Annotated in this window: 27 protein-coding genes, 1 tRNA gene and 1 pseudogene; 15 read left to right on the forward strand and 14 right to left on the reverse strand. The window is 67.2% G+C overall.

All coding sequences use genetic code 11. The annotated features are described in order from the left end of the window. Window positions 1-136, reverse strand: a pseudogene (locus M7H19_RS14910) (DedA family protein); the annotation flags it as partial. 65 nt (window positions 137-201) lie between these two features. Next, complete coding sequence (leuA, locus tag M7H19_RS14915) at window positions 202-1,986, reverse strand: 2-isopropylmalate synthase (RefSeq protein ID WP_298181822.1); 1,785 nt, start codon at window positions 1,984-1,986, stop codon at window positions 202-204. Between the two features lie 448 nt (window positions 1,987-2,434). Between leuA and M7H19_RS14920 the strand changes: the two genes are divergently transcribed. Further along, a complete protein-coding gene (locus M7H19_RS14920; RefSeq protein ID WP_298181824.1) occupies window positions 2,435-2,740 on the forward strand; it encodes a hypothetical protein in 306 nt (101 codons plus the stop codon). Window positions 2,741-2,807: 67 nt separating this feature from the next. On the opposite strand, the gene M7H19_RS14925 is transcribed toward M7H19_RS14920, so the two are convergent. Then, window positions 2,808-3,407, reverse strand: a complete 600-nt coding sequence (locus tag M7H19_RS14925) for a nitroreductase family protein (RefSeq protein ID WP_298181826.1) — start codon at window positions 3,405-3,407, stop codon at window positions 2,808-2,810. A gap of 176 nt (window positions 3,408-3,583) precedes the next feature. On the opposite strand from M7H19_RS14925, the gene M7H19_RS14930 reads away from it, so the two are divergent. The 3 genes from M7H19_RS14930 to M7H19_RS14940 all read left to right on the forward strand — a co-directional run bounded on the left by M7H19_RS14930 (window position 3,584) and on the right by M7H19_RS14940 (window position 6,440). Continuing rightward, on the forward strand, window positions 3,584-4,846 hold the full coding sequence (locus M7H19_RS14930) for an aspartate kinase (protein ID WP_298181828.1): 1,263 nt from the start codon (window positions 3,584-3,586) through the stop codon (window positions 4,844-4,846). Further along, complete coding sequence (locus M7H19_RS14935; protein ID WP_298181830.1) at window positions 4,846-5,895, forward strand: aspartate-semialdehyde dehydrogenase; 1,050 nt, start codon at window positions 4,846-4,848, stop codon at window positions 5,893-5,895. Before M7H19_RS14930 ends, M7H19_RS14935 begins: the two co-directional genes overlap by 1 nt. A 158-nt stretch (window positions 5,896-6,053) precedes the next feature. Next, entirely contained in the window at window positions 6,054-6,440 is a 387-nt protein-coding gene (locus M7H19_RS14940; protein WP_298181832.1) for a hypothetical protein, read from the forward strand. On the opposite strand, the gene M7H19_RS14945 is transcribed toward M7H19_RS14940, so the two are convergent. Next, the gene (locus tag M7H19_RS14945; RefSeq protein ID WP_298181834.1) at window positions 6,437-7,648 is read right to left on the reverse strand and encodes an MFS transporter; all 1,212 of its coding nucleotides are present in this window, start codon (window positions 7,646-7,648) and stop codon (window positions 6,437-6,439) included. The two genes, M7H19_RS14940 and M7H19_RS14945, sit on opposite strands and share 4 nt — an antisense overlap. 104 nt (window positions 7,649-7,752) lie before the next feature. Between M7H19_RS14945 and M7H19_RS14950 the strand changes: the two genes are divergently transcribed. Next, on the forward strand, window positions 7,753-8,208 hold the full coding sequence (locus M7H19_RS14950) for a Fur family transcriptional regulator (RefSeq protein ID WP_298181868.1): 456 nt from the start codon (window positions 7,753-7,755) through the stop codon (window positions 8,206-8,208). A 318-nt stretch (window positions 8,209-8,526) separates the two neighbouring features. On the opposite strand, the gene M7H19_RS14955 is transcribed toward M7H19_RS14950, so the two are convergent. After that, entirely contained in the window at window positions 8,527-9,591 is a 1,065-nt protein-coding gene (locus M7H19_RS14955; protein WP_298181836.1) for an alpha/beta hydrolase, read from the reverse strand. 125 nt (window positions 9,592-9,716) lie between these two features. Between M7H19_RS14955 and M7H19_RS14960 the strand changes: the two genes are divergently transcribed. Together M7H19_RS14960 and M7H19_RS14965 are read left to right on the forward strand one after the other, a co-directional pair. After that, entirely contained in the window at window positions 9,717-10,310 is a 594-nt protein-coding gene (locus tag M7H19_RS14960; protein ID WP_298181838.1) for an NADPH-dependent FMN reductase, read from the forward strand. A gap of 64 nt (window positions 10,311-10,374) precedes the next feature. Then, on the forward strand, window positions 10,375-10,851 hold the full coding sequence (locus tag M7H19_RS14965) for a DNA starvation/stationary phase protection protein (RefSeq protein WP_298181840.1): 477 nt from the start codon (window positions 10,375-10,377) through the stop codon (window positions 10,849-10,851). A gap of 79 nt (window positions 10,852-10,930) precedes the next feature. Here the strand turns inward: M7H19_RS14965 and M7H19_RS14970 are convergent, their stop codons facing one another. After that, on the reverse strand, window positions 10,931-12,760 hold the full coding sequence (locus M7H19_RS14970) for a prolyl oligopeptidase family serine peptidase (RefSeq protein WP_298181841.1): 1,830 nt from the start codon (window positions 12,758-12,760) through the stop codon (window positions 10,931-10,933). A 35-nt stretch (window positions 12,761-12,795) separates the two neighbouring features. Between M7H19_RS14970 and M7H19_RS14975 the strand changes: the two genes are divergently transcribed. Then, window positions 12,796-13,527, forward strand: coding sequence for a class I SAM-dependent methyltransferase (locus tag M7H19_RS14975; RefSeq protein WP_298181843.1), 732 nt, complete (start codon window positions 12,796-12,798; stop codon window positions 13,525-13,527). A 78-nt stretch (window positions 13,528-13,605) separates the two neighbouring features. On the opposite strand, the gene M7H19_RS14980 is transcribed toward M7H19_RS14975, so the two are convergent. The 3 genes from M7H19_RS14980 to M7H19_RS14990 form a co-directional block, all read right to left on the reverse strand. Then, a tRNA-Pro gene (locus tag M7H19_RS14980) sits at window positions 13,606-13,679 on the reverse strand. 38 nt (window positions 13,680-13,717) lie between these two features. Next, complete coding sequence (locus tag M7H19_RS14985; protein WP_298181845.1) at window positions 13,718-14,659, reverse strand: metallophosphoesterase; 942 nt, start codon at window positions 14,657-14,659, stop codon at window positions 13,718-13,720. Between the two features lie 190 nt (window positions 14,660-14,849). Then, window positions 14,850-17,012 carry a transglycosylase domain-containing protein gene (locus tag M7H19_RS14990; protein ID WP_298181847.1) on the reverse strand — a complete coding sequence of 721 codons (2,163 nt, stop codon included), beginning with the start codon at window positions 17,010-17,012 and terminating at the stop codon, window positions 14,850-14,852. Between the two features lie 257 nt (window positions 17,013-17,269). Here M7H19_RS14990 and M7H19_RS14995 point away from each other — a divergent pair, with 257 nt between their 5' ends. Then, window positions 17,270-17,566, forward strand: a complete 297-nt coding sequence (locus M7H19_RS14995; protein ID WP_298181849.1) for a WhiB family transcriptional regulator — start codon at window positions 17,270-17,272, stop codon at window positions 17,564-17,566. Window positions 17,567-17,598: 32 nt separating this feature from the next. Here the strand turns inward: M7H19_RS14995 and M7H19_RS15000 are convergent, their stop codons facing one another. The 3 genes from M7H19_RS15000 to M7H19_RS15010 are packed head-to-tail and all read right to left on the reverse strand — an operon-like array spanning window position 17,599 to window position 20,010. Continuing rightward, window positions 17,599-18,726 (reverse strand): ArsA family ATPase, encoded by a 1,128-nt coding sequence (locus M7H19_RS15000; RefSeq protein ID WP_298181851.1) that lies wholly within the window; start codon window positions 18,724-18,726, stop codon window positions 17,599-17,601. Continuing rightward, window positions 18,723-19,730 (reverse strand): ArsA-related P-loop ATPase, encoded by a 1,008-nt coding sequence (locus M7H19_RS15005; protein ID WP_298181870.1) that lies wholly within the window; start codon window positions 19,728-19,730, stop codon window positions 18,723-18,725. Before M7H19_RS15005 ends, M7H19_RS15000 begins: the two co-directional genes overlap by 4 nt. Before the next feature lie 31 nt (window positions 19,731-19,761). Further along, complete coding sequence (locus M7H19_RS15010) at window positions 19,762-20,010, reverse strand: hypothetical protein (RefSeq protein ID WP_298181854.1); 249 nt, start codon at window positions 20,008-20,010, stop codon at window positions 19,762-19,764. A 33-nt stretch (window positions 20,011-20,043) separates the two neighbouring features. Here M7H19_RS15010 and M7H19_RS15015 point away from each other — a divergent pair, with 33 nt between their 5' ends. The 6 genes from M7H19_RS15015 to M7H19_RS15040 all read left to right on the forward strand — a co-directional run bounded on the left by M7H19_RS15015 (window position 20,044) and on the right by M7H19_RS15040 (window position 24,240). Then, entirely contained in the window at window positions 20,044-20,205 is a 162-nt protein-coding gene (locus tag M7H19_RS15015) for a DUF4177 domain-containing protein (RefSeq protein ID WP_298181856.1), read from the forward strand. An 11-nt stretch (window positions 20,206-20,216) separates the two neighbouring features. After that, a complete protein-coding gene (locus M7H19_RS15020; RefSeq protein WP_298181858.1) occupies window positions 20,217-20,672 on the forward strand; it encodes a RidA family protein in 456 nt (151 codons plus the stop codon). Continuing rightward, window positions 20,672-21,304 carry a hypothetical protein gene (locus M7H19_RS15025; RefSeq protein WP_298181872.1) on the forward strand — a complete coding sequence of 211 codons (633 nt, stop codon included), beginning with the start codon at window positions 20,672-20,674 and terminating at the stop codon, window positions 21,302-21,304. Before M7H19_RS15020 ends, M7H19_RS15025 begins: the two co-directional genes overlap by 1 nt. A 35-nt stretch (window positions 21,305-21,339) precedes the next feature. Next, entirely contained in the window at window positions 21,340-22,578 is a 1,239-nt protein-coding gene (locus M7H19_RS15030) for a hypothetical protein (protein ID WP_298181860.1), read from the forward strand. 103 nt (window positions 22,579-22,681) lie between these two features. Continuing rightward, window positions 22,682-23,467 (forward strand): NUDIX hydrolase, encoded by a 786-nt coding sequence (locus tag M7H19_RS15035; protein ID WP_298181874.1) that lies wholly within the window; start codon window positions 22,682-22,684, stop codon window positions 23,465-23,467. Beyond that, window positions 23,464-24,240: an MBL fold metallo-hydrolase gene (locus M7H19_RS15040; RefSeq protein ID WP_298181862.1), complete on the forward strand. Its 777-nt coding sequence runs from the start codon at window positions 23,464-23,466 to the stop codon at window positions 24,238-24,240. Before M7H19_RS15035 ends, M7H19_RS15040 begins: the two co-directional genes overlap by 4 nt. A 10-nt stretch (window positions 24,241-24,250) precedes the next feature. Here M7H19_RS15040 and M7H19_RS15045 read toward each other — a convergent pair whose 3' ends face one another. Continuing rightward, window positions 24,251-25,531 (reverse strand): MFS transporter, encoded by a 1,281-nt coding sequence (locus M7H19_RS15045; protein WP_298181864.1) that lies wholly within the window; start codon window positions 25,529-25,531, stop codon window positions 24,251-24,253. A 575-nt stretch (window positions 25,532-26,106) separates the two neighbouring features. After that, window positions 26,107-26,641: Crp/Fnr family transcriptional regulator (locus tag M7H19_RS15050; protein WP_277068983.1), on the reverse strand; the 535-nt coding region annotated here is incomplete at its 5' end.

The raw sequence follows: 26,641 nt of genomic DNA on the forward strand, positions 1-26,641 counted from the left end.
CCGCCACGGCCAGCACAAGCGGAAAGGGGTCGCCACCGTTCGCGGCGGCGACCCCCATGCCGATGAGCGCGATCTCCGTCGGCACCAACGGCACGACGGCGACGGCGAAGAGGAGCAGCAGCGAGACGTCGTCCACACCACTATCCAACGTCGTCTGCCGTGCGCGGGATTCAACCGGCGCGCGGTGCCGTGATCATTGCCTCACCGGTGGGCGCGGTTGATCGCGGAGACGACGGCTCGCAGCGATGCCGTGATGATCGACGAGTCGATGCCGACACCCCAGTACACCTTGTCGTCGATGGCGCATTCGATGTAGGAGGCGGCCTTCGAGTCGTCACCGGGCCTGAGCGTGTGTTCGCTGTAGTCCAGCAGCCGCACGTCGAACCCGACGGTGGCGAGCGCGTCGAAGAACGCCGCGATCGGCCCGTTGCCGCGACCGGTGATCTGCTGTTCCTCGCCGTCCAGCCGGATCGTCGCGCTCAGCTCGTAGTCGCCGTTGGCCCGTACGTGCTTGCTCACCAGCTCCAGCGGTGTGTTCGGCTCCAGGTACTCGGAGGCGAACGCCTGCCATATGGTCTGCGGGTCCACCTCGCCGCCCTGGGTGTCGGTGTGCCGCTGGATGGTCTTGGAGAACTCGATCTGCAGCCTGCGCGGCAGGTCCAGCTGGTGCTCGGTCTTCATGATGTAGGCGATGCCGCCCTTGCCGGACTGCGAGTTCACCCGGATGACGGCTTCGTAGGTGCGGCCGACGTCCTTGGGGTCGATCGGCAGGTACGGCACCTCCCACGGGTGCTCGTCCACCGGCACACCCGCCTTGGCGGCCTGGTCACGCAGCGCGTCGAGGCCCTTGTTGATCGCGTCCTGGTGGCTTCCGGAGAACGCGGTGAACACCAGGTCACCGGCCCACGGGCTGCGTTCGTGCACCTTCAGCTGGTTGCAGTACTCGACGGTGCGCTTGATCTCGTCGAGGTCGGAGAAGTCCAGCTGCGGGTCGATGCCCTGGCTGAACAGGTTCAGTCCCAGCGCGACCAGGTCGACGTTGCCGGTGCGCTCACCGTTGCCGAACAGGCAGCCCTCGATGCGATCGGCGCCCGCCTGGTAGCCCAGTTCCGCGGCGGCGATGCCGGTGCCGCGGTCGTTGTGCGGGTGCAGCGACAGGATCAGCGAGTCCCGCCGCTCCAGGTTGCGGTTCATCCACTCGATCGAGTCGGCGTACACGTTGGGCGTGGCCATCTCGACGGTCGCGGGGAGGTTCACGATCGCCGGGTTCTCCAGTGTGGGCTGCCAGATCTCGGTGACCGCGTTGCAGACCTCGGCCGCGTAGGACAGTTCGGTGCCGGTGTACGACTCGGGCGAGTACTGGAAACGGAAATCCGTGTCGGAGTACTTCGATGCGTACTCCTGCACGAGTTCGGCGCCCTGTGTGGCGATCTTCTTGATGCCTTCGCGTTCCTCGCGGAACACCACGCGCCGCTGGAGGATCGAGGTCGAGTTGTAGATGTGCACGATGGCGCGCGGCGCGCCTTCCAGCGCCTCGAACGTGCGCTCGATCAGCTCCGGGCGGCACTGCACCAGTACCTGGATGCGTACGTCCTCGGGAATGGCGTCGTCTTCGATGATCTCGCGGACGAAGTCGAAGTCAGTCTGGCTCGCGGCGGGGAAACCGACCTCGATCTCCTTGAAGCCCATGCGTACCAGCAGGTCGAAGAACTTGCGCTTACGCGCGGGCGACATGGGGTCGATCAGGGCCTGGTTCCCGTCGCGGAGGTCGACCGCGCACCACAGCGGGGCCCGTTCGATGCGCTTGTCCGGCCAGGTGCGGTCGGGCAGCGTGATGTCCTCGACCAGGCGGTGCCAGGGGCGGTACCGGTGGAACGGCATGGAGCTGCCGCGTTGGGGGTTCCAGGACGGCTGGTCGGCGGGGGCGGGGCGGGACGGTGTGCGGATCCGGCTTACCTGCCTCGCGGTGGGCTCGGACGTGCTCATGGTCTGGTGATCGCTCCTTCAAAAAGGGATTTCCGACAGATCTCTTCGGCCTGTCGAGAAAGTCGGTGAAACCTGTGCTGACCGGCGTTATGGCGAGTACGAGAACACCAGAGATCCCCGCGACGGGGAGCCGGTCGAGAAGTCAGGCCCCGTCGCGGCAGCGAAGGAGAAGGAGCGCGAACGCCACGGCGCCAGCTTAACCTTCGGACGAACCCGCGCAAGCAGTGGGTCGTGGCCGAACTGTTATTCACGGGAGGGTCAGCGGGGGTTACCGATGCGTAGCCGTCGCGGTTCCTTTCGTGCGAAACTGCTGCGTATGGGTGCACATCACGCTGACGACGGCTCACGCGAGCGGCCACGGTCGAATGTGCCCGTCGAGACTCGCGTCACAGTGGACGGGAGGGCGGGAAAACCGTCGCGTCGATCGCGTCGTGCCGATCGGCGGGCCATGCGCGTCAAGACGGTTCGTGTGCTCACGGGCGTGGTGCGTTGGACCGGGCTCGTGCTCTCCGCCGTCCTGGTGCTGCACGTGATCTTCGTGGTGGGTGCGGGCAATCCCGACAACGGCATCGTGTCGTTCGTGTCCGACGCCGCCGACGTCGCGGTGATCGGGTTCGAGGACCTGTTCCTGCCCGCGGACCCGCAGCTGGAAGTGCTGCTCAACTACGGCATCGCCGCGATCTTCTGGTTGGTGGCCTCGTCGATCGCCGTGCGTATCGTCCGGGCCGTGGGTGGCGAGGACTCCGAACGCTGAGCGCAATCGTGTCGAGCGTGTCGAGTGTGTCGAGGCGAGCCCGCTTCCCGGTGCGGCGACCGTGGGGTCACGCGGGGAAGGTTGAGTTGCCCCACTCGTCGGTGAAGGCGATGTCGGACAGCGCAATGCGTTCGCGTGGCGCGCCCTCCCGGGCGATGTCCTGTTCGTCGGTGAAGATCGAGGCGTCGGTGGCCACGCCCACGGCGATCACCACGACCGGACGCACCTCGTCGGGCAGGGAGAATTCGCTGTGCGCCGCGTCGGGGTCGAACCCGGTCATCTGCCGTGCCGCGAGTCCTTCGGCGACGGCCTGCAACACGAGGTTCTCGGTCGCGAGGCCGACACCGTACTCGGCCATCGGCACGGCGCCCTTCTCGTTGCGAGTCACGGCGCAGCCCACGAGCAACGCGCCGGCACGGTGTGCCCACGCCTGGTTGCTCTCCGTCAGGGTGCTCAGGATGCGCTTGTACGTCTCGTCCCCGCGGCGGCCCACGAGGTAACGGGTGGGCTGTGTGTTGCCGCACGACGGCGCCCACCGCGCCGCTTCGAGCAGGGCGCGAAGCTGGTCGGTGCTCACCTCCGCCTCGGGGTCGAGAGCCCGCGGACTCCACCGGCGGGCGAGCAGGTCATGGATGGGAATGCTTGTCTCGGCCTTCTTGTCTTTCATCGTGTCTCGAGTATTCCTTTCGTCGCGAGAAAATGCAGGTATGAGAGTGGTTGCTGCCACAGAGTTGGGTATTCGCACCGTGGCAAGTCGGTATCCTTGACGCCCGAAGCGATCCGCACGCGCCGACGTCGAGACCGGATCGACGATAGGCGCGGCATTCGAGGAGGAACGAGGCAGTGGCCCTCGTAGTCCAAAAATACGGTGGTTCGTCACTGGAGAGCGCAGACCGGATCAAGCGCGTGGCCGAGCGGATCGTCGCCACGAAAAAAGCAGGCAACGATGTCGTGGTCGTGTGCTCCGCGATGGGTGACACCACCGACGAGTTGCTCGACCTCGCCCAGCAGGTCAACCCCGTCCCTCCCGAGCGGGAGATGGACATGCTCCTCACGGCCGGGGAACGCATCTCCAACGCACTCGTGGCGATGGCGATCTCCGCGCAAGGGGCCGAGGCGTGGTCGTTCACCGGATCGCAGGCCGGAGTGGTGACCACGTCGGTGCACGGCAACGCGCGCATCATCAACGTCACACCGTCCCGGGTGACTGAGGCGCTGGAACAGGGCTACATCGCGCTCGTGGCCGGGTTTCAGGGTGTCTCCCAGGACACCAAGGACATCACCACGCTCGGCCGGGGCGGGTCCGACACGACGGCCGTGGCGGTGGCGGCGGCGCTGAACGCCGATGTCTGCGAGATCTACTCCGATGTGGACGGCGTGTACACGGCGGACCCGCGCATCGTGTCCGACGCCCGCAAGCTGGACACGATCCCGTACGAGGAGATGCTGGAACTCGCCGCGAGTGGGTCCAAGATCCTTCACCTGAGGTCGGTGGAGTACGCCCGCCGGTACGGGGTGCCGATCCGAGTCCGCTCTTCCTACAGTGACCAGCCGGGCACCACCGTGACCGGCTCGATTGAGGAGATCCCCGTGGAACAAGCGTTGATCACCGGTGTCGCTCACGACAGGTCGGAGGCGAAGATCACCATCACCGGTGTACCCGACCACACCGGCGCCGCGGCCCGCATCTTCCGCACCGTGGCCAACGCGGAGATCGACATCGACATGGTGTTGCAGAACATCTCCGACACGGCGGGGCGTACCGACATCACCTTCACCCTGTCCAAGGCCAACGGTCCCAGGGCCGTGAGCGAGCTGGAGAAGATCAAGTCGGAGCTCGGTTTCTCGGCGGTGCTCTACGACGACCACGTGGGTAAGGTCTCGCTCGTCGGCGCGGGTATGCGGTCGCACCCGGGTGTGACGGCGTCGTTCTGTGAGGCGCTGGCCGAGGCCGGGGTCAACATCGAGATCATCAACACGTCCGAGATCCGTATCTCGGTGTTGATTCGGGACGCGCAGGTCGACGAAGCCGTGCGCGCGATCCATGAGGCATTCGAGCTCGGCGGCGACGAGGAAGCCGTCGTCTACGCGGGGAGTGGTCGCTGATGGCAACGGACAACGCCGGCGTGCGGGTAGGCATCGTCGGTGCCACCGGACAGGTGGGCGCCGTGATCCGAAAGCTGCTCGCCGAACGGAACTTCCCCGTGGCGCAGATGCGTTACTTCGCCTCCTCGCGGTCGGCGGGTAGCACCCTGCCCTGGCAGGGCGAGGACATCGTCGTCGAGGACGCCGCCACGGCAGATCCGTCCGGTTTGGACATCGCGCTCTTCTCTGCCGGTGGGGCGACGTCGAAGGCGCAGGCTCCCCGGTTCGCCGAAGCGGGTGTCACCGTGATCGACAACTCGTCGGCGTGGCGGTTGGACCCCGACGTGCCCCTGGTGGTGAGCGAGGTCAACCCGGAGGCGATCAAGGACGCCCGCAAGGGGATCATCGCCAACCCCAACTGCACGACCATGGCCGCGATGCCGGTGCTCAAGCCGCTGCACGAGGCCGCGGGTCTGGTGCGGCTGGTCGCCAGCACCTACCAGGCGGTGTCCGGCAGTGGCCTGGCCGGTGTGGAGGAGCTGGCCGCGCAGGTGCGGACCGCGGGCGAGCGCGCCACCGAGCTCACGCACGACGGGTCGGCGGTCGAGTTGGGCGAGCCCGCCAAGTACGCGCGGCCGATCGCGTTTAACGTGCTGCCGATGGCCGGTTCTGTGGTGGACGACGGTTCGCTGGAGACCGACGAGGAGCAGAAGCTCCGCAACGAGAGTCGCAAGATCCTCGACATCCCGGAGCTGAGGGTTTCCGGAACCTGCGTGCGGGTGCCGGTGTTCACCGGGCACGCGCTGTCGATCAGCGCCGAGTTCGAGCGGCCGCTGTCGGTTGAGGAGGCCACCCGCCTGCTGTCGACGGCGCCGGGTGTGCGGCTGTCGGACATCCCCACGCCGTTGGAGGCCGCGGGGAACGACCCGAGCTATGTCGGCCGGATCCGTCGCGACCCCGGTGTCGACGACGGTCGTGGACTGGCGTTGTTCGTCGCCGGTGACAACCTGCGTAAGGGTGCCGCCCTCAACACCGTGCAGATCGCCGAGCTGGTCGCCCGGTCCGCCTGACCGCCCGTGGCGGCCTGACCGAGATCTTCGAGCCGAGTCGCGCTGTGCGTTCGCGGGGACCGGAGTGTCGCCACGCGCACAGCGTTTGCTCTCGCTCCGTGTCGAAATCGCCTCTCGGTGCTACCGCGCGTATCACATCTGCCGGTAATGTCATGATCATGCGGAGATCGGGTGTTCGTGGGCTGTGTGCTGCCGTAGTGCTGTCAGGGCTCGCGTTGTCGGGCTGTGACGAAGTGACTTCGGCCATCGAAGGGGTCCAGAACACCGGTGACAAGGCGGCGGTGTGCGCTGACGCGTTGCAGATCATCGATCTGAACGTCAACGTGGACCCCGAGGCGGTGGCCGCCGGTGCCGAGGAGAAGGCCCAGCAGCTACAGGATCTCGGTCAGCGGGTGGCCGATCAGAGCGTTCAGGAAACGCTGTTCGACATCGCCAACGGTTACCTGGAGCTGGAGCGGAACAAGCTCGATCACCTGAGCAACTTCTCCGCTTGGTTGGAGAACAACCTGAACCGCTTGGACGAGCTTCGCCAGGCGTGTTTCTAGCCCGTGGTCGCGGGTGAGGTCGGTGTTGTTCGGTGGCTTTTCCGTCTCCGTCCTCCCAGCGACAGGGCGGCGCCGACGGCGGCGAAGCCGAGACCGCCCACGGCGGCGGCCACGAAACCCCAGCCGGGTTCGGCTCGGTCGAGCACGAATCCGACGAAGGGGCTGCCGAGCGCGAACCCGAGTCGAGTGGCCGAGTCCTGCAGCCCCATGGCGAAGCCTCGGACGGTGTGGGGAACGGCGCCGATGACGGTCTCGGCCGTAGCCGCCAGCGTCGGCGCGCACAGTGTGTTCAGGGGGATCACCGCCAGCGCGAGGAGCCACCATGTCTGGGTCGCGAGCCCGACGGGCAGGGTGAGCAGCGTCAGTAGCGTCATCAGGGCGAGCTGGGACAGTGAGCGGCGGGTGGCACCGTAGATCAGCCCGCCGATGAGGGACGCCACGCCCATGACGGCGATCACGACGCCGGTCCAGGTCACGTCGCCGGAGGCGCGCAGAGACGCGATGGTCGCCAGTTCCACGCCGATGAGCACGAAGGTGGCTCCCATCGCCACCGACAGCGCGGCGATGAAGCGTCCGGTCACCCAGGACCGTGCTTCGGGGCGTTGCGTCGGTACCGTGCTCTCCTCCGTCGACCGCACGGGCGGGTTGCGGTACCAGAGGGCGAGCGCGAGCACTCCGTTCACCACGCCGATGCCGGTCAGGGCGGCGGAGGTGGAATATTGCGTGCTCACCAGGATCGCCAGGATCGGACCGCCCATGTATGCCAGCTCGATCCCGACTTGGTCCAGGGAGAATGCCACGCGCCGGTGGTCGGCGGGCACGAGGGCGGCGATAACCTGGCGGGAGATGGAGCCTGCGGGAGTCACCAGCGCCCCGGCGGGCAAAGCGGCCAGGAGTAGTACCTCGTAGGACAGGTGTGGAGTGCTCAACCAGTACCCGCACGAGGCGACTCCGCAGAGGGCGACAACAGGTCGCAGTCCGTGATGGTCGATCATGCGTCCAAGTACGGGCGCGCCCAGGGCCGTGCCGAGCATGGTGGCGGTTCCGGCGAGTCCGGCTGCGCCGTAGCCGCGTCCGAGTTCGCTGACCACGTGCAGGGTCAGGGTGATGCCCGAGGCGATGATGGGGACACGGCTGAGCAGCAGGAGCAGTAGCGAGGTGGGAAGTGCGGGGATGCGCAGCAGCTGTAAGTAGGGCTGGAGGGACACATGTCGACGAAACCGCATTGTGGCACGAGCGTACAACTGTTTTTCTCTGTGATGGATAAGAAACTCACGGTGATACCTTGGCTAGCTCCAGAAAGGTCGGCGCGGTGAGTTCTGTCGCCTCTGATCAGCGAAGTCCTGCCAGGGATCAGCTCAAAGCGGCCGGACTGAGGGTCACCGCGCCGCGTGTGGCTGTTCTCGAATGGCTCGCCGAGCACCCTCATGCCACGGCCGAACAGGTGGCGGCCGGAGTGCGGGACGTACTCGGATCGGTGTCCACCCAGGCCGTCTACGACGTGCTCGGTGCCTGTACGAACGCGAATCTGGTGAGAAGGATCGAACCGGCCGGTCATCCGGCGCGCTTCGAGACTCGGGCGGGAGACAACCACCACCACCTCGTGTGTCGCCGGTGTGGTCATGCCGAGGACGTCGACTGTGTCCACGGCGCCGCGCCGTGCCTTGAACCGTCCCATGACGCCGGCTTCGACGTCGACGAGGCGGAGGTCGTCTTCTGGGGACTGTGCCCGACCTGCCAGGGGGACGACGAGGAAGTCCCGACGTGACCGGGTGGCCGTACATCACGTGATCTTTTCGACGGCTTCCGCGGCGACTCGTCGTACGACGCCGGTCAGTGGAGCCGACGGTTCGATCCTGCCGGGGAACCCGTCGGCGGGTCTTCAAGTCTCGGGCGGTGCGACAGAACCTGACTGCACAACCTGACTGCACAAGCGGCTTGTGCGACCGGTGGACCGGGATTCGTTCGTGTGGTAAGAACCCTCTCCCTGGACGTTCGGGTGCGAACGTCCACTCACGGAGAAAGAGGGGGAAGCGGAATCCGGCCCCGCGTCGGATTCCGCTCCTCCCGTCTTTCAGATCGCGCGTCAGTCCTTTGCCGAGGCGGCCCCGCTCAGGCCCACCCGGAGTGCGCCCGCGGCTTCGGCCAACGCCTCGCGGAACCGTTTGCCGATGCCGAGGAAGTTCGCGTATCCGTGGATCAAGTCGGACTGTCTGCTCAGGGCCACGGGAACGCCCGCGTCGGCGAGCTTGGCCGCATACGCCTCGCCCTCGTCGCGTAGTGGGTCAAACCCGGCTGTGGCGATGTAGGCGGGCGGCAGCCCCGACACGTCCTCGGTCAGCAGAGGCGACAATCGCGGGTCGGCGCGGTCCACGCCCTCGGGTGCGTAGTGGTCGATGAACCACGTCATGTGCTCGTCGGTGAGGAAGAACCCGTCGGAGAACAGTTCGCGGGAGCGGCGCCGTTCGGTGGCGTCCACGGCCGGGTACAGCAGCAACTGGAACGCGGGAGCCGGGCCGCCGCGCTGAGTGGTGACCTGCGCGGTGGCGGCGGCGAGGTTACCGCCCGCGCTGTCACCTCCCACGGCCACGCGCCGGGGGTCGGCACCGAAATCCTCCGCCTTCTTGTACGCGAAGTCGAACGCCGAGAGCGCGTCCTCCTGCGCGGCCGGGAACGGGTGTTCCGGCGCGAGTCGATATTCCACCGACAGCACCCGCACTCCCGCGTGCTTGGCGAGGAATCGGGCAGTGTTGTCGTGACTTCGCCGGCTTCCGACCACCCAGCCGCCGCCGTGGTAGAAGACCAGCATCCCGGAACCGGGCGACAGACCCTCGGGCGTGTAGAGCGTGGCGGGTACTTCGCCGTTCTCACTCGGGATGGGTACTTCTCGGGTGAGGACCGGCTGGATGGGCTTGCCGCTCACCAGGTGACGTGAGACGTCGAGGGAGGCTCGGGAGTGTTCCACGGTGCCGCTGACCAGGCCCGCGCCCGACAGTTGTTGAAGGCGTAGCAGGAGCTGGGCGTCGAGTGCGAGTTCCTGCCCGTCGAGGCGCACGGGTTTGCCCGCCACCAGGCGGCGCAGGGGGCGGGGCAGCGAGTAGAGCAGTTGCGCGGCCGCGGCTTGGACGCGGATTTGAGCCGGTATCGTCACGTGTTCCTCCCGTCACCGATGACACCCAAAGGCTACTTTCCAGTAGGTCGGTGTGGCCAGATGTGACGCAGTTCCTTCTTTCGAGGCTGGCCCTCCACCTAAGTCGAACGTCTAGCCTCGAGGGGGTGACAGCGACACGTGCGATCAAAGTTCTCGGTCTCGGTGGCTCCCTTCGTGACGGTTCGCAGTCGGAGCGAGCCCTGCGTACCGCCCTCGCGGGCGCGGAGGAGGCCGGGGCGACCACCACCGCCGTGACAGGACAGCAACTGGTGCTGCCGTTCTACGACGCCGGTGTCGAGGAGCGCACGGCCGAAGCCGTCCGGCTGGTGGAGGCGATCCGCGAAGCGGACGGTGTAATCATCGTTTCACCCGGTTACCACGGCACCGTCACGGGACTCGTCAAGAACGCCCTCGACTACGTCGAGGACCTGCGCGAAGACACGCGCCCCTACCTGCACGGGCGGGCGGTCGGCCTGATCGCCGTGGCACACGGATGGCAAGCGGCCGTCACGACCCTCGACCAGATGCGCACGGTCGCCCACGCGCTTCGCGGCTGGCCCACACCCATGGGTGGGGCGGTGAACAGCGCCGAGGTCAAGTTCGATTCCTCCGGCGGCGCGTCGGACGAGAAAGTCGCCAACAACCTGCGCCTCATCGGCCGCCAGGTCGCCGAGTTCGGTCTCGCACAGGCCTCGGCCGAGTTTCCGGCTTCGCGCTGACGGGTAACCCCTGCGTGATGGACGTCGGTCCGACGTATCCGAAGAACGCAGGGAGGACAGCACGATGGCGAACTCGCCACTCAAGGGCCCGCTCAAGGAGAGCGACAAAGAGGTGACGGCGAGCGTCCTGCAGTCGACCCTTGTCGACCTCATCGATCTCAGTTTGATCGCCAAGCAGGCACACTGGAACGTCGTGGGTAGGAACTTCCGCAGTGTCCACCTTCAACTCGACGAACTGGTCTCGGCGGCCCGCGGTTTCGTCGACGACGTGGCTGAAAGGGCGAGCGCCATTGGGGTGTCGCCGAACGGCAAGGCCAAGACGGTGACGGAGAACTCAGGCCTGCCCGAGTATCCGGAGAGCTGGCAGAGCACTGACCTGACCGTCGACAAGATCGTCGATACCCTCGGCCGGCTGATCCAGCGACTGAGGGTGTGCATCGACGAGACCGACAAAAGCGACCTCGTCACCCAGGACCTGTTGATCGAGATCACCCAGGAGATGGAGAAGCAGCATTGGATGTGGCAGGCCCAGAAGGCTTGATCGAAAGACGCGAGGGCCACCTACCGCTGGAGGAACACGCGGCAGGTGGCCCTTTTTCGTGCGCGGCTTTCGGCCGTTGCTAGACGAGCCCGAGTGCCCGCTGAGCGAAGTGCACCTCGATGGCGACCTGCTTGATGGTCTCGGCGACCACCAATGAGCCGTGGCCGGCGTCGTAGCGGTAGAACTCGTAGTCCATACCGCGTGCGGCCAGCCGGTCGAGATAGTTCTCGATCTGCCGGATCGGGCAACGCGGGTCGTTGTCCCCGGCCAGGACGAGCACCGGCGCCCTCACCTCGTCGACATAGGTGATCGGCGAGCACCGTTCGTACACATCGGGGACTTCGGAGGGCGAGCCGCCGAACAGGGCCCGGTCGAACGCTCGTAGCTGTTCCATCTCGTCGGCGTAGGCGGCGACATAGTCGGCCACCGGGACCCCGGCGACTCCCGCTGCCCACCGGTCCGGTTGCGTGCCCAGCGCGAGCAGCGTCAGGTAACCACCCCACGACGCGCCGGCGGCCACGCACTTGTCGGGATCGGCGAGCCCGGAGGACACGGCCCAGTCGTGCACGGCCGCCACGTCCTCCAGCTCGGCCAGGCCGGGCCTGCCCTCGATGGCGTCCCGCCACGCCGAGCCGTATCCGGTGGATCCCCGGTAGTTCACCTCGATCACGGCGAAACCGGCATCCACCCACACCGCCCGGTAAGCCGAGAAACGGTCCTCGTCGGCCGAGTGCGGGCCCCCGTGCAGCAGGAACACCGTCGGCAAAGGCCGGTCCTTGTTCTCGGGAGTGGACACCAGCGCGTGTACCCGGCCGCCGGGGCCGTCCACGAACACGTCGGTGACTGGGCGGGACCCGGGAGCACGCTCGCCGGGCGGGGTGATCAGCACCCGGTCCTCGCCACCGGGTTCGCGAACACGTACGAGCGGCGGTTCGGCCGCGTTGGACCACGTGTACTCGACGGTGCCGTCGGGCCTGGCGCCCGCGCCACCGATCCGACCAGGCGGGGTGTCGAGCGAGGTCAACGTCCCCGTCGCGAGCTCGTACCGGTACAGCTTGCTGCGGCCCTTGTCGAACTGGAGGATCAGCAGGGCCTCGCCGTCGGGGTACCAGTCGCCGATGAGTTCACCGGGCAGGTCGATGTCGAGTTCGGTCTCGGTGTCGGCCTCGACGTCCCAGACCAGCAGTTCTTCCCTGTCCCGTCGTTCGTGTTGTACCAGCAGCCGCGGATCGCCCTTGCGAGGCGAGAACGCCAGCGCGGCCAGGCCCTTGCCCTCGCCGTCCCACTTCTCCGCCACGACGTCGAACCCGTCGCTTCGCAGCACGCGCAGCGCCGGGTGCCTGGAATCCCCGTGTTCGGAGTGCCCGATCGCGAGCAGCCGCTCGTCACGCGACAACGCGGCCACCTCGGCGTCGTTCTCGTTGCTGTAGAACAGCTCGGTCCGCCCGTCACGGTGCGTGTACAAAGCGCTGCCGTCGTCGGTGGACACGCCCACCGCCACCAGCCTGTGCCCGATCTCCAGCCCGGCCGGGTAGCCCGCGGGCACGTCGGGCAGCGCGGGTTCGGGCTTCGCGCCACCACCGAACGGTTCACGCACCCACGTGCCGAACTCGTCGCCGTCGGTGTCGTTGAACCACCAGATCCACGCGCCGTCCGGTGACAACGTGCCGTGCAGGGTGCCGTTGGGCCGGTCGGTGATCTGGCGGTGCGTGTCGGTCGCCTGGTCCCAGGCGTAGATCTCCCACACCCCGCCGGCGTTGGACACGTACAGGCGGGCGTGAGGCGCGTCGAGTGCCCAGTCCGGCAGCGACACCCGGGCCGCGCTGAACCGGGCCCGCCAACGGGCCTCCAGTTCGGGCTCGCCGAACAACGTCTCGGGAACTCGGGGGCTCGGATGTTGTGTGTTCACCCCGGTGATCCTGCCAGGTCCGTAGGGTTGACAGCGTGTTGGAGGGTCACGCGGGTTTCGTGCTGCCGCTGTTGCGGCCGGGGATGCGGGTGCTCCATGTCGGTTGTGTTCGGCAGGAGGACCGCGGTGGCGCACGAAGCACCGCGAGCCTGGGTACGGCGGCTCACCCCGTCCACGTCGTCGGGCTCGACACCGATGTCGACGGGCTGCGGCACGCGCGACGCGCGAGTGAGCTGGCAGCTGTGTCCTCGGTCGACTTCGTCGCCTGCGGCGTGCGAGCTCTGCCGGTGCGCTCGGGAAGCGTCGACCTGGTCTATGCCCACGGACTGCTGGATCGCGAACCCGATCCGATACCCGTGCTCGCCGAGTTCGCCAGGGTGCTGAGACCGGAAGGGGCGCTCGCGCTGTCGACACCGGACTGGAGCCGCACCAGGGTGAAACCCAAGACCGCCAACGTCGACGCGGCCCTACGCGGGTGGAGCATGCTGCGACGACGCCGAGGCGGTGACCCCTTCGCGGGCAGACACGTGGACGACTGGGTGCGGCGCGCGGGATTCCGCGAGGTCCGCTCGAAAGCGCGCTACTACACGGGAGACGACTATCGGGGATTGGCCCGGACCATAGAGACCGAGCTGGCCGAAGCGCTGGACGAGACCGACGACATGGACCCGCAGTTGGCGAGCGCGGCCCGCTCGGCGTGGATGTGGGTGCGCGGGGGGCAGGGCGAGGTCAGCGAATGTTGGGTGGAGACGGTAGCCGTGCGCTGATGAACGGCGAACGTGAGGACAAGTAGGAAACGGAAACAGGAAGGCCCCGCCCGGTTTCCCGAGCGGGGCCTTCCTACGTCGGGGTGGCGGGATTTGAACCCACGACCTCCTCGACCCGAACGAGGCACGCTACCAAGCTGCGCCACACCCCGATGTCTTCTGCTGTGTTCCCAGCGGGTCGAGACCTAGTTTAGCGGACGTTGCTGGCGGCTTGACGGCGGGCTAGGTTTTGCGCCCTGGAAACCCGAGCCTCCCTCGGGAGCAGCGTCAACAGGCTCGCCTCCGGCGGGCAGGCGAACCGGGCGGGCGCGTACGGGGAGGTGCCGAGTCCCGCCGAGACGTGCAGCCACATGTCCGCACCCCAACGTGAGGCCCCGCGCGCCCGGGACCTGTCGAGTTCGCAGTTGGTGACCAGCGCGCCGATGCCCGGCACCCGCAGCTGTCCGCCGTGCGTGTGGCCCGCGAGCACGAGGTCGTAGCCGTCGGCGGCGAAGGAGTCGAGTACCCGCGGTTCCGGCGAGTGCGTCACCCCGAGTCGCAGAGCGGCCTTCCGGTCGGGTGTGCCCATGATGTCGGTGTAGCGGTCGCGGTGCAGGTGTGGATCGTCCACGCCAGCGGTGAACACGTGCTGTCCCGACACGGTGAGCGTGCGACGAACGTGAGTGAGGTCCTGCCAACCGTGCTCGATGAACGCCGCACGCAGGTCGCGCCACGGCAGGCGGGTGCCGTGGATGCGCTTCTTCCGGCCGTTCGGCATGAGGTAGCGCGCCGGGTTCTTCGGCTTCGGCGCGTAGTAGTCGTTGCTGCCGAACACGAACACGCCCGGCCGGTTCAGAAGCGGTCCGAGAGCCCGAAGGACGGCGGGGACCGCCTGCGGGTGTGCGAGGTTGTCCCCGGTGTTGACGACGAGGTCGGGTTCGAGGCGGTCGAGCTCGGCGACCCAGCGCTGCTTGGATTCTTGGCCCGGCAACATGTGGAGATCGGATACGTGCAGCACGCGGATGGGACGGGAGCCGTCGGTGAGCACGGGCAACTCCGCTGTGCGCAGAGTCCAGTGCCGTCGTTCGATGCCGACGGCGTAACCGAGAGTCGCGGCGGCCAGTGCTGCCGCCCCCGTCACGAGGCGTTTCATCATCATCCTTGAGGCGACGTGTGTTACCGAGCGTACGCGTTATGATGCGCGATTCGCTGTGCCCCGTAAGGGTTGCGAGCGCTTTAGCACCACTCGACAAGCAAAAAATACCTGAATGGCCCAGTGTGTCTCTGGTCACATACCGGTGCCCGGTCCCACATGTCGTGGAGCCGGGCACCAGTCGAGTGTGTCACCGAATGTTCGCGTACTGCGGATCGGGTTCCGGTAGCGGCTCGACGGGCAGGCCCTCCATGATCGGCTTCATCGCGCGGAACCAGGTACGTGCCGGCGTCTTGCCGCCGAACATGTTGCTGTTCCCGTAACTGGTCGCATGGACGTTGCCGGGCCCGCCGTCGACCAGCCCGCCGTGCGGAAGATCCGGCCGGAAGATCATCGCCGCTCCGGCGAGCTGCGGGGTCGCGCCGATGAACGTGGCCGAACCCTGGAACTGCGTCGTTCCGGTCTTACCGATCATCGGGCGTTCCCAGCCCGCCGAGGAGGCGGCGGCGTGCGCCGTGCCACCGGGGTCGATGTCCTTGCTCAACCCGACGGCGAGCGTGTTCGCCACGCTCTCCGGGATCACCTGTTCACAGGGCTGGTCCTTGACGGGGAACTCGTTACCACCCCGGTTGACGACCTCCAGGATCGGCGTGGGCGGACACCACACACCACCGCTCATGATCGTCGCGGCGACGTTGGCCATCTCCAGACCACTGACGGGGCTGGCGCCCAGGGTGAAGAAGCCTCGGCCCTGCGGTGCCAGCTCGTTCGGTCCCAGATATTCCTTCTGGGTCATGCTGTATTCCGTCTTCTCGTGCTCGGGGTCCGGAGCCCGTCCGTCGGCGAATCGCGTCGACATCGTCTTGCGTAGCCCCAACTTCTCGGCCATGTCGACAATCGGGCCCATGCCCACTTCCTCTTCGAGGATGACGAACGTGGTGTTGGGTGACCTCGCCAGAGCGTCCTGCAACGACATCGAGGTGTCCGCGCCGTCGCTGGCGTTCTTGACGCAATAGGTGCGGATGCCCGAGGGACGTGTGGGGCAGTGCTCGCCACCCCAGTTGAACACCGGGGAGACGTGGAAGTTCGGCGCCGGAACCGTGTCGAAGATGCCGTACTTGCGTTGTTCCAAAGCAGCGGCCGCGGTGAAGATCTTGTAGCTGGAACCGGCGCCCGTGACGTTGAAGACCTCGTACGGCAGACCCTGGGAGGCTTGACCGGCGTCCTTATCCGTGCCGTAGTCCCTGTTGGCGACGAGCGCGACCACCTCGTGTCGCTCCTTGCCCGGCTTCACCAGGGACAACGTGTTGGCGACGTTGGGTTCGGTCTTGTCGACCTCGTCCTCGGCGGCCTGCTTGGCCACCTCGGTGGCCTTGGAGTCCATCGTCGTGCGGATGGTGTAGCCGCCCGTGTAGAGGTCGTCCTTGTCCATGCCGAGGTCGATCAGATAGTCCTCGACGTACTGGCAGAAGAAGCCGTACTGCGGCTCTGCGCTGATGCAGGTGGACGCGGGCTTCTTCGGGCCACCGGGCACCACGCCCAGCGGCTCCTCCTTGATCCGCTCGGCGTCCTCAGGGGACAGTTTGCGGTTCTCGACCATCTTGTCGAGCACGAAGTTGCGCCGCTTCTTCGCGCCCTCCGGGTTGTTCCAGGGGTCCAGCACGGCGGGGTTGTTCACCATGCCGGCGAGCAGAGCGGCCTGGGGCACTGTGAGTTTCGAAGCCTCGGTGTCGAAATAAGCACGAGCGGCCGCGCCGACACCGTAAATTTGCCGGGAGAACTCGACGACGTTGAGGTATCCGGTGAGGATTTCCTCCTTCGTCATCTTCGTCTCCAGTTGAATGGCGATCTGGGCTTCCTTGAGTTTCCGGGCCATCGACACTTCCTGGGCCTTCTGCTGACCCAGCGAGTCACCTCGATAAGTGACATTGATCAAATAATTTTTCACATACTGTTGCGTCAGAGTGGACGCGCCCTGGGTGTCGCCCCCGGATGTGTTACTGATGACGGCGCGGAGCGTGCCTTTCCAGTCGACGCCGTGATGATCGTAGAAGCGGCGGTCCTCCACCGAGATCATCGCCCACTTCATGGCCTCGGAGATCTCGTCCGGAGCCGTGGGGACGCGGTACTGGTCGTACAGGGTGGCGATCGGTTTGCCTTCCCTGTCGGTCAGGGTCGTGATTAGTGGAGGTGGTTCATCGGCAAGATCGGACGACATCGAATCCACCGTGTCACTGGCCTGATTGGAGACCACGCCCGCGGCACCGGCGACGGGAAACAGAATCCCGGCGACAAGGACCCCCGCGAGCAGGCACAGACCCAGTAGCTTGAACAGACCGCTCCGGATGCTCACACACTCAGCCTACGCATAGTGAGGTGTGATCGTGGTGGGCCGTTCCCTTGAGCCGAGAACCCATCTGATAACAAATGACCTTGTGGGGGTTGGCGAGGGAACCGGCAACCCCTACAGTCCGTCAACGACTCACGGGAACGATGCCAGGGGAGGCATCGTCGGAGGGACGTGAGTACAGAAGGACCTGCACGCGGGGGCACGTCGCACGCATCGCCGCCTTTCCGCCTGCCGGTCGTAACAAGGTAGGAGCTGGGGGTATGAGGTACGGCTACTCGGATTGGCGCATTCATGCGTCTTGCCGGGACACCGATCCGGACGGCCTGTTCGTGCGAGGAGCCGAACAGAACAGGGCCAAGCTGGTGTGCATGGGTTGTCCGGTACGCACTGAATGTCTGGCCGAGGCGTTGGACAACCGCATCGATTTCGGCGTCTGGGGCGGGATGACCGAACGCGAGCGCCGCGCGTTGCTTCGTAGGCGGCCGGAGGTGTCGAGCTGGCGTGATCTGCTCGAATCGGCCAAACGGGAGCACGAGCCGGCGCAACGCGTGTCGTGATCGACTCCTGATCGACGCACCGCTCGGCGGGGTCACTCGCCCGACATGCGATCACCGACATCGCGTAGACCACTGATGTCGTGGACATCGCTCGGCAAGGCGGGCACCGTGGTCACGGCGACGTGCGGGTGCGCCTTGGTGAACCGCGCGAGCAGGCGTTCTTCCCGTTTCGAGATCTCCACCCGGTCGGCATGCAGGCGCAGCACCGCCGATGCGAGCGGGGCACTGTCGCCACGGCGTTCCAGTGCCTCCGCCGCGGCGAGGGCGTCGATGGCCGACAGGTCCGCGAGCACGGGATGGGTCCTGTTGGCGATGAGTCCGGCCAGCGGCATCGACTCGGTCGACAGCCGTTCGACGAAGTAACTGGCCTCTCGGAGCGCGTCGGGTTCGGGGGCGGCGACCACGAGGAACGCCGTGCCCTTCGAGCGCAGCAGTTCCGCGGTCTTGCCCGCGCGCTCCCGGAAACCGCCGAACGTCGAGTCGAACGCCTGCATGAACGCCGAAGCGTCGGCGAGCAACTGGCCGCCCAGGATGGTGGACACGGCCTTGGAAAACATCGAGAACCCCGCGCTGACGACCTTGCGCAGGCCCCAGCTGCCGGCCCGTGCGGGGCTGGTCAGCAGGCGGATCATGCGACCGTCGAGGGCGGCGGACAACCGGTTCGGCGCGTCGAGGAAGTCCAACGCCGAACGGCTTGGCGGGGTGTCCACGATGATGAGGTCCCATTCGCCGGTGGCCACGAGCTGCCCGAGTTTCTCCATCGCCATGTACTCCTGCGTGCCGGAGAACGACGTGGAGATGGTCTGGTAGAAGGGGTTGGACAGCAGCTGCTCGGCGCGTTCGGGACCGGCGTGTCTGCGCACCATGTCGTCGAAGGTGCGCCGCATGTCCAGCATCATGGCCCACAGTTCGCCCTCGGGCTCGAATCCGGCGACGTTCACCTTTCTCGGGTGATTGCCGAGTTCGCGCAGGCCCAGCGCCTGGGCGAGTCTGCGGGCCGGGTCGATGGTCAAGACCACGGTTTGCCGTCCCCGCTCGGCCGCCCGCAGGGCCAGCGCGGCCGCCGTCGTGGTCTTGCCGACGCCCCCGGAGCCGCAGCAGACCACTACCCGCGTCTCGGGGTCGTCCAAGAGTCCGTCGATGTCGAGTGCGGGAGTCACAGGCGTACCCCCTGTTCCACCAGTGCGTCGGCCAGTTCGTACAGGCCCGCCACGTCCACGCCTCCCGAGAGGTCGGTCAGCCGTAGCGTCGGCAGGTCGGTCTCGGCCAGTTGTTCGGCGGAGCGCTGCTCCGCCGCGATGCCGATGGCGTGCTCGACGGTCTCGGCCACCAACGCGTCGATGGTGGAGTCGGGCAGGTCGAGCCCCGCCGAGAGGAGTCCGGCGCGGATCGTCTCCGCGTCGACCTGACCGTCCGCGGCCGGGGTCAACAGACGTTCGGGCAGCCGGGGCGGCCGCACCCGGTTCACCAGAACGGCGCCGGGACGCAGATCCGCGCCGTCGAGCTCCGCGACGGCGTCGAGTGTTTCCCGCACCGGCATCTCCTCCAACAGCGTCACCAGGTGTACGGCCGTGTCACCCGAGTGCAGCAGGCGCACCACGCCTTCGGCCTGTCCACGGATGGGTCCGGTCTTCGCGACGTCGGTCAGCGCCTTAGTGACGTCGAGGAATTTCACGACCCGGCCGGTGGGGGGAGCGTCGACCACCACGGCGTCGTAGACGTGCCTGCCGTCGGAGTCGGTGCGACCCACGCATTCCTTGATCTTGCCGGTGAGCAGGACGTCCCGTAGCCCCGGCGCGAGTGTGGTGGCGAACTCGATAGCCCCCATCCTGCGCAGCGTCCGCCCCGCGAAGCCGAGGTTGTAGAACATCTCGAAGTACTCGAGCAGGGCGGCTTCGACGTCGATGTGCAGGGCGCGCACTTCGCCGCCGCCGGGGGCCGAGGCGATGCGCTGCTCGGCGTAGGGCAGTGGCTCGGTGTCGAAGACCTGGGCGAACCCCTGCCTCCCCTCGACCTCCACGAGCAGCACGCGCCGACCTCCCCGGGCCAGTGCGAGGGCGAGGGACGCGGCGAGGGTCGTCTTGCCGGTGCCGCCTTTCCCGGTGACGAAATGCAACCGGGTTCGTGCGAGTTGATCGGTCCAGCCAGGCAGGGGGGTCACGATTCGAAGAGTATCCACAAGTTTCGCCGGATGTTCAGTTCGCCAATGCGAGCACACTCACGATGACGGCGACGGTGGCGGCGAGTGCCCAGGCCGCTGCGCCGGGCAGCACTGTCAGCGTGAGAACGCAGACCACGGCCAGTGCCGTGACGCCGACCAGTCCGGTCACCGCGACGATGGTGGACCGCCCTGTACGTTCCCTGGACTTGGCCATGACGAGCAACACTCCGATCACTCCGGGAACGGCCAGCAGTGCCGTCGCGAAGATGCGCCATCCTTCCACAGGAGAAGACGTTAGTGGTTAGGGTGTTTCAGCATGAGCGACACGAAATGGGAATACGCCACGGTTCCTCTGTTGATCCACGCCACCAAGCAGATCCTCGACCAGTGGGGCGAGGACGGCTGGGAACTGGTCACGGTGCTGCCCAACCCGAGTGGTGAACAGCACGTCGCCTATCTCAAGCGCCCGAAGAGCTGAAAGGGCCGGCCATGAAGTGGAGCGCGAGGCTTACGGAGCTCGGTATCGAACTGCCCGCCGTCGCGGCTCCGGTCGCGGCCTATGTCCCCGCAGTGCGCACCGGTTCGCACGTCTACACCTCCGGGCAGTTGCCGTTCGTCGACGGTGAGTTGGCCGCGACCGGCAAGGTCGGTGCCGAGGTCAGCCCAGAGGAGGCCAAGCAGTACGCGCGTACTGCTGTGTTGAACGCGCTCGCCGCCGTCCACGACCTCGTGAGCATCGACTCGGTGGTCCGGATCGTGAAGCTCGTCGGCTATGTCGCGTCCAGTGAGGGCTTCGGCGGCCAGCCCGCAGTCATCAACGGCGCTTCCGAAGTGCTGAGCGAGATCTTCGGTGACGCGGGCGCGCACGCGCGGGCGGCGGTCGGGGTCGCCGAGCTGCCGCTGGGCGCGCCGGTCGAGGTGGAGTTGACCGTGGAGGTCGCGTGATGGACCCGGACATCGAAAGCTCGTGCCATGAGCTGTTGCTGCGGCTGGCGGGGCGTTTGCCCGACCGGTTGCTGTGGCGGTTCCGGGACTGGCTCGGCGAGGGTGCGATGGGCACGCTGGCTCGCACCCTGCCGAAGACTTTGCTGAAGCACAGGATTGATTTGGACCAATCGGAGTATCGCCTGCTGGTCGCGGGTCTTATTCCGCACGGGGCCGATTGGCACGAAGTGAGTTCCGCACTCGGGGTAGACGCCTCGTTCGAGAACCGGTACACATTCACGACGGGAACACCCGATTGGGTGAGCACCGTCGATTCGGTGTCCGTGGTGATTCACGCAACGTTGCGGGGGCGCCCGGACGTGGGAGAGGTCCGAGAGAGCTGGCGGCATGACCGGGAAACCGCTGAGGGGGAACCCAAGCGGATTCTGTTGGTCACCGCCGTGTCGGGCCTGCCTCGCCTCACTGGGGAGTTACAGCGGGTCCTCCGGGTTCTGGGCGAAGAGTCGCCCAGCATCGAAGTCCTGCCGACAAAGATTGAGCTGCCCGCTTACCATCAGGCGGCGCTCGCGAATTCCCGGTTCGTGTGCGTGGGCGCCGTGGATGCCGGTCAACACAGGCTTGTACCCGCATGACGCTCGCTCGGTAGCGGGCTGGAGGGAGACCGGGGATGGTGGACGTTCACGAAGGCCTGCCCAAAGACGGGTTCGCGGTGCCACTGAGATTGCACAACCTCCTGCTGGCGCTGGCGGGCCGGCTCGACGACAGTGCTCTCTCAGAGGCGCGTGAACTCGTCGCTCGTTCACACCCGGACGACGCCGCCGAACTGGTCGTCGGCTCGTTGATCGCCGGACGGATCATGGTTCGGCCCAGTGAACAGCGGGAGCTCGCCGTCGTACTGGAGTTGAGCCGGTCGGACACGGCCCTGGCCGATCAACTCGCGGTCAGCGAGTCCGTCCCCGGCCACACCCACCGTTTCACCAGCGACAACGATCCCGAGGCCGGTATTGTGAAAGCACTGGACCGAACTTTGCAGGTGCTGCCCGACCTGCGTTCGGTGCACGCGGTGTGGCGTAACACCCCCGCGGGCAGTGTGCCCGGGCCGCTGCCCCAGCGAGTGGTTCTCATCGAGGTCGGCCCCGAAGCGCATCCTCCCGCGGTCGCCTTCCGGGTGGACGACGCCCTGCGGCGAAGCGGCATCCGCGCGGTCGTGGAGGTGACCGGGCCGAACGCCGAGCGCACCGAGTACCACGAGGCCGCGCTCGCCGCGGCCACCCCGGTGTGGCTGGCTTCCGACAAACCCGGGCCCGCCGCGGACGGTTCCGCGTCGCGGTCGTCCCGCAAGATCACCGCGGGCGCGGCGCGTGCGCAGGCGGAGTTCGCGCGACGTCCGTCCCATGCCATCGAGGAGCCGCCGCGATTCTCCGATCCGGAGCCCGTGTCCGTGGAGGTCCCTTCCGCCCGAGCGGGAAGCCCGTTGCCGGCCCCGGAACAGGTGGACACCGCCGAGCCGACGGTGCAGGCCGGTCACATCGAGCCCCACAGCGAGTCGGCGCCGGTCGAACCAGTGCCCGCCGAGTCCGCCGAGCCCTCCGAACGCTCGACGGAGAAGCCCGACAAGAAGTCGTTCTCCGCCGAGGAGCTGGCCCAATTGGAGAACCGAGTCGCCGAGACCACCGAGATGAGCCCGGAGGAAATGGCGCAGCTGCGTGCCGCGATCGCCGAGGACCCCGAGAAGGGCAGGAAGATCGCGGGCCTGGACACGGGCATGACCTCGCTGCCTGAGCTGGACCTCGACGATCCGCAGCTGTCCGAGCGCGACCGGCAACTGTTGCGTGAACTGCACGCCGAGCTGGCCGAGCGGGAACGGGCCGAGGCCGCCAAGGCGAACGGCGTGGAACGTAGCTGAGGCCACTGATCTTCGGACGGACAAGAGGTATCGTGCGCTCGTGATCGAGTCGCGAGACCCGGCGGGCGGGGAGAGCCCGGACTTCTTTGTCGTGCCCGAGCACTTGGTTCCGACACTGGCGTCGGTGCAGAAGGAACCGCCGTCGCAGCCCGTCGTGGCCAAGGACTCGGCGACCGTGGTGCTGGTGCGGGACGTGGGAGACCGCTCCGGGGTCGAGGTTTTCCTGCAGCGTCGTGTGCGCAGCATGGCGTTCGCGGCCGGGATGACCGTGTTCCCCGGGGGCGGGGTCGACCAGCGCGACGCCGACGCCTCCATCGGCTGGGTCGGGCCGCCGCCCGAGGAGTGGGCTCGGCGGTTCTCGTGTTCAGAGCCGCTGGCGCGGGCGCTGGTGTGCGCCGTGGTCCGGGAGGCGTTCGAGGAGTCCGGCGTCCTGTTGGCGGGCACGGAGTCCAGCGTCGTCGCCGACACCGGCGTCTACGCCGACGCGCGTGCGGCACTCACCTCTGGTGAGTTGTCGTTAGCGAGCTTCCTCAACGACGCCGGACTGGTGGTGCGGGCGGACCTGCTGCGGCCGTGGGCGAACTGGGTGACCCCCGAGGAGGAACCCCGGCGGTACGACGCACGGTTCTTCGTGGCGGCTCTTCCCGAGGGGCAGACGGCCGACGACGGCACCACCGAGGTCGAGTCGGCGCACTGGCAACGTCCCGAGGACGCCATGGCCGACGCCGAGGCCGGCTGGGTGGGCTTGATGCCCCCCACGTGGTGCACGCTCAACGAGATCGCCCAGTTCTCCTCCGTGGCGGAGGTCCTGGCGTGTGAACGCGAGATCCACCGGATCATGCCGAGATTCGTGCAGGACGGTGAACGGGTCGTGGTGAAGCTGTCATGAGCCATCCCGCTTACGGGGTGCTCCGACCGGTGTCTCCCATCGCGTCGGTGCTGTTGCAGAACAACCCGTCGACGATGACGTTGGAGGGCACCAACACCTGGGTGTTGCAGGCACCGGGAGTGGCCGGTCGGATCGTCGTGGACCCCGGGTACGCCCTCGACGAGCACCTCGACGTGCTTTCCGGTCTCGCCGGCATCGAGCTGATCGTGCTCACCCACCGGCACCCGGACCATGTGGAGGCGGCTCCGGTGCTCGCCGAACGCGTGGGCGCGCCGGTGCGAGCCTTCGATGCCTCCCTGTGTCGAGAGGGCGATCCGCTTGGTGACGGCGACGTGGTGCGGGCCGCGGGGTTGACGTTGCGGGTCACGCACACCCCCGGGCACACCGACGATTCGATCGTGCTGCGCGTGGACCACGACGATCGGGTACACGTGCTCACCGGGGACACGGTGCTGGGGCGGGGCACCACTGTGCTGTCCGACCTGGGAGACTACCTCGACTCTCTGCGGATTCTGTGCGCGTTGCCGCCGAACACGCTCGGTCTGCCCGGCCACGGTCCCGAGCTGTCGGATTTGACCAGCACGGTGACCGAGTACCTGCGCCACCGCGAACAGCGGCTGGATCAGGTGCGCCGGGCACTGCGGGAACTCGGGGACGACGCCACGGCCCGCCAGGTCGTGGAACTCGTCTACGCCGACGTCGACCGGGCGCTGTGGGGGCCCGCCGAGGCGAGTGTCCAGGCCCAGCTGGAGTATCTGCGTTCCCGCGGATGACCTCCGACGGTCACGATATGGTGGCGTCTTTCGTGCCTTCCGTGTCCTCCGCGCCCTCGGTTCGACCGTCGTCGGCGGCTCGGGCGCGAACCGTGTGCTTGCGCAGCCATACCGCACCGGCCACCACGAGCGCGCACACCGACGCCACCCCGAATGCCAGCGGAGGACCGCTAAGTTCTACCAGGTAACCGCTGGCCGATTGCCCGAACGCCAATCCGAGGGTGATGGCGGTGAGGACCCAACCGAAAGCCTCGGCCGCCGTGTTTTTCGGAGCCACCAGCTCGATGGTCATCGAGTGGGTGGTGGACTGTGGAGTGATGAGGGCACCCGAGGCCAGCAGAGCCACCGCGAGACCCCACAGTGTCGACGGCCACGCCAACAGCGCCACGGAGGCGCCGAACAGCGCGAGCAACACGGGCAGCCGCAGACCCAGCGGCTTCGGCCAAGGACGCAGGCTGTAGACGATGCCGAACGCCACGGAGCTCACAGACCACACCGACAACAGGACACCGCCCAGGGCGGTGTTGCCGGCTTCGGTGGCTGCGGCGGGTACGGCGACCTCGACGAAGCCGATGACCATGCCGAATCCGAGTGCTGCCAGCGCGAGTGTGCGCATTCCGGGACTGCTGAACGCGCCGAGCAAGGGCGTTTTGCCGCGGGGGGACGGCGGCCAGGCCCGCACGGCCGGGCTCAACGCGAACAGCACCGCGCCCACCGCCATGCACGCTCCGCCGAGGACCATGCCCGTTCCCGGCCACGGTGCGGCGATGAGCGCGCCCGCCAGCCCGGGGCCGAGGATGAAGAAGACCTCCATGCTGATGGCCTCGTACGAGTAGGCGGCGGTGAGCGCGGGCCCGGATGGGAGCAGCCTGCCCCACAGCGCTCGGGACGCCGAGCCGCACATGGGCTCGAACAGGCCGATACCCCCGGCGAGTACCACGAGCACAGGTGTGGCCGCCCCGCTCTCGATGGCCGCCACCAGCCCCGCCATCGTCACCGCGAACAAGGCCACGACCACGAGTAGTGGCCGTGTGGGGCCGAATCGGTCGATGAGTCGTCCCTGCACCACCGAGCCGATGGCGACGCCGACCAGCGTGCTCGCCGACACCAGGCCGGCCACCGCGTAAGTGCCCGTCCGGTGTTGCACATAGAGCAACCCGGAGATGCCGATCATGGCGATCGGGAGCCGGGCCAGCAACGAGGCGACGAGAGGTCGCCGGGCGGCGGGGGTGGTCAGCGCTACGCGGTAGTCGGAAAGGGTGGTGCGACCGGATTCGACGGGGTTGGACACGCGTACCAGTATGGTACGACGGTACCACTTTGCTCGGCTCGGGCTTGAGTGAATTGGCCCAAAAGGGCATAAAACGCATCCGAACGGGTATTTTGATATCGGATAGGTAACAGTGCCCCGAAGATGGGCATCATCTATCCGGCTGACGCGTCTTTGAGGGTGAACACACTTGAACCGCCAGGGTGGGGCCATGCGACCCTATCGGTACGGCTTCGGCTGGTGGAACATTTAAGACAGATGTCGCAGATGCTCTAGGTCGCTGTACCCCACTGGAGACACAGCGGGGTACAGAGTTCGCATCAAGCGTCAGCTTGCGTCGCCCCGGTTCCTCCGGGCGAACAACTACAGACTCCCTCCGGGTTTCGGGTCGGGGCCTACAACCGGAGGGCGGGGAGCGCGGCCTGTCGGGGGACGGTCCGCGCATAGCGGACAAGGGGCCGGATGAAGTGCCACGTCGGGGGTGGCGCCCGGCCCCTTGTTCCGTATCGACTTATTCGTGCCCGGCCTTGAGTGCCGCCGATGCCCTCCCCTGCGGGCCGCCCGAGGTCGGCGACCCGAGACACCTCGCCAACGTCTCAGCGGGCTCGGCGAGCCAGCCGCTCCGGGTCGAGGATCAATACGCTCTTGCCCTCAAGTCGCAGCCAACCGCGGTGCGCGAAGTCGGCGAGCGCCTTGTTGACGGTTTCTCGCGACGCACCGACGTACTGGGCGATCTCCTCCTGCGTGAGGTCGTGAGTGACCCGCAGCAGGCCCGCCTCCTGGCTGCCGAAACGCTGCGCCAGCTGCAACAGCGCCCTCGCCACACGGCCGGGAACGTCGGTGAAGATCAGTTCGGCGACCATGTTGTTGGTGCGGCGGAGCCGACGTGCGACCACCCGCAGCAGCTGTTCGGCGATCTCCGGACGCGTCGAGATCCACTGCCTCAACGCGGGGCGGTCCATCGTCACCGCGCTGACCTCGGTGACGGTCGTGGCCGTCGACGTGCGCGGGCCCGGGTCGAAAATCGACAGCTCCCCGAACATGTCGGACGGTCCCATGATCTGGAACAGGTTCTCCCGGCCGTCGGCCGACTTGCGGCCGATCTTGACCTTGCCCGACTTGATGATGTAG

Source organism: Saccharomonospora sp. (assembly GCF_027317685.1).
Lineage (GTDB): Bacteria > Actinomycetota > Actinomycetes > Mycobacteriales > Pseudonocardiaceae > Saccharomonospora.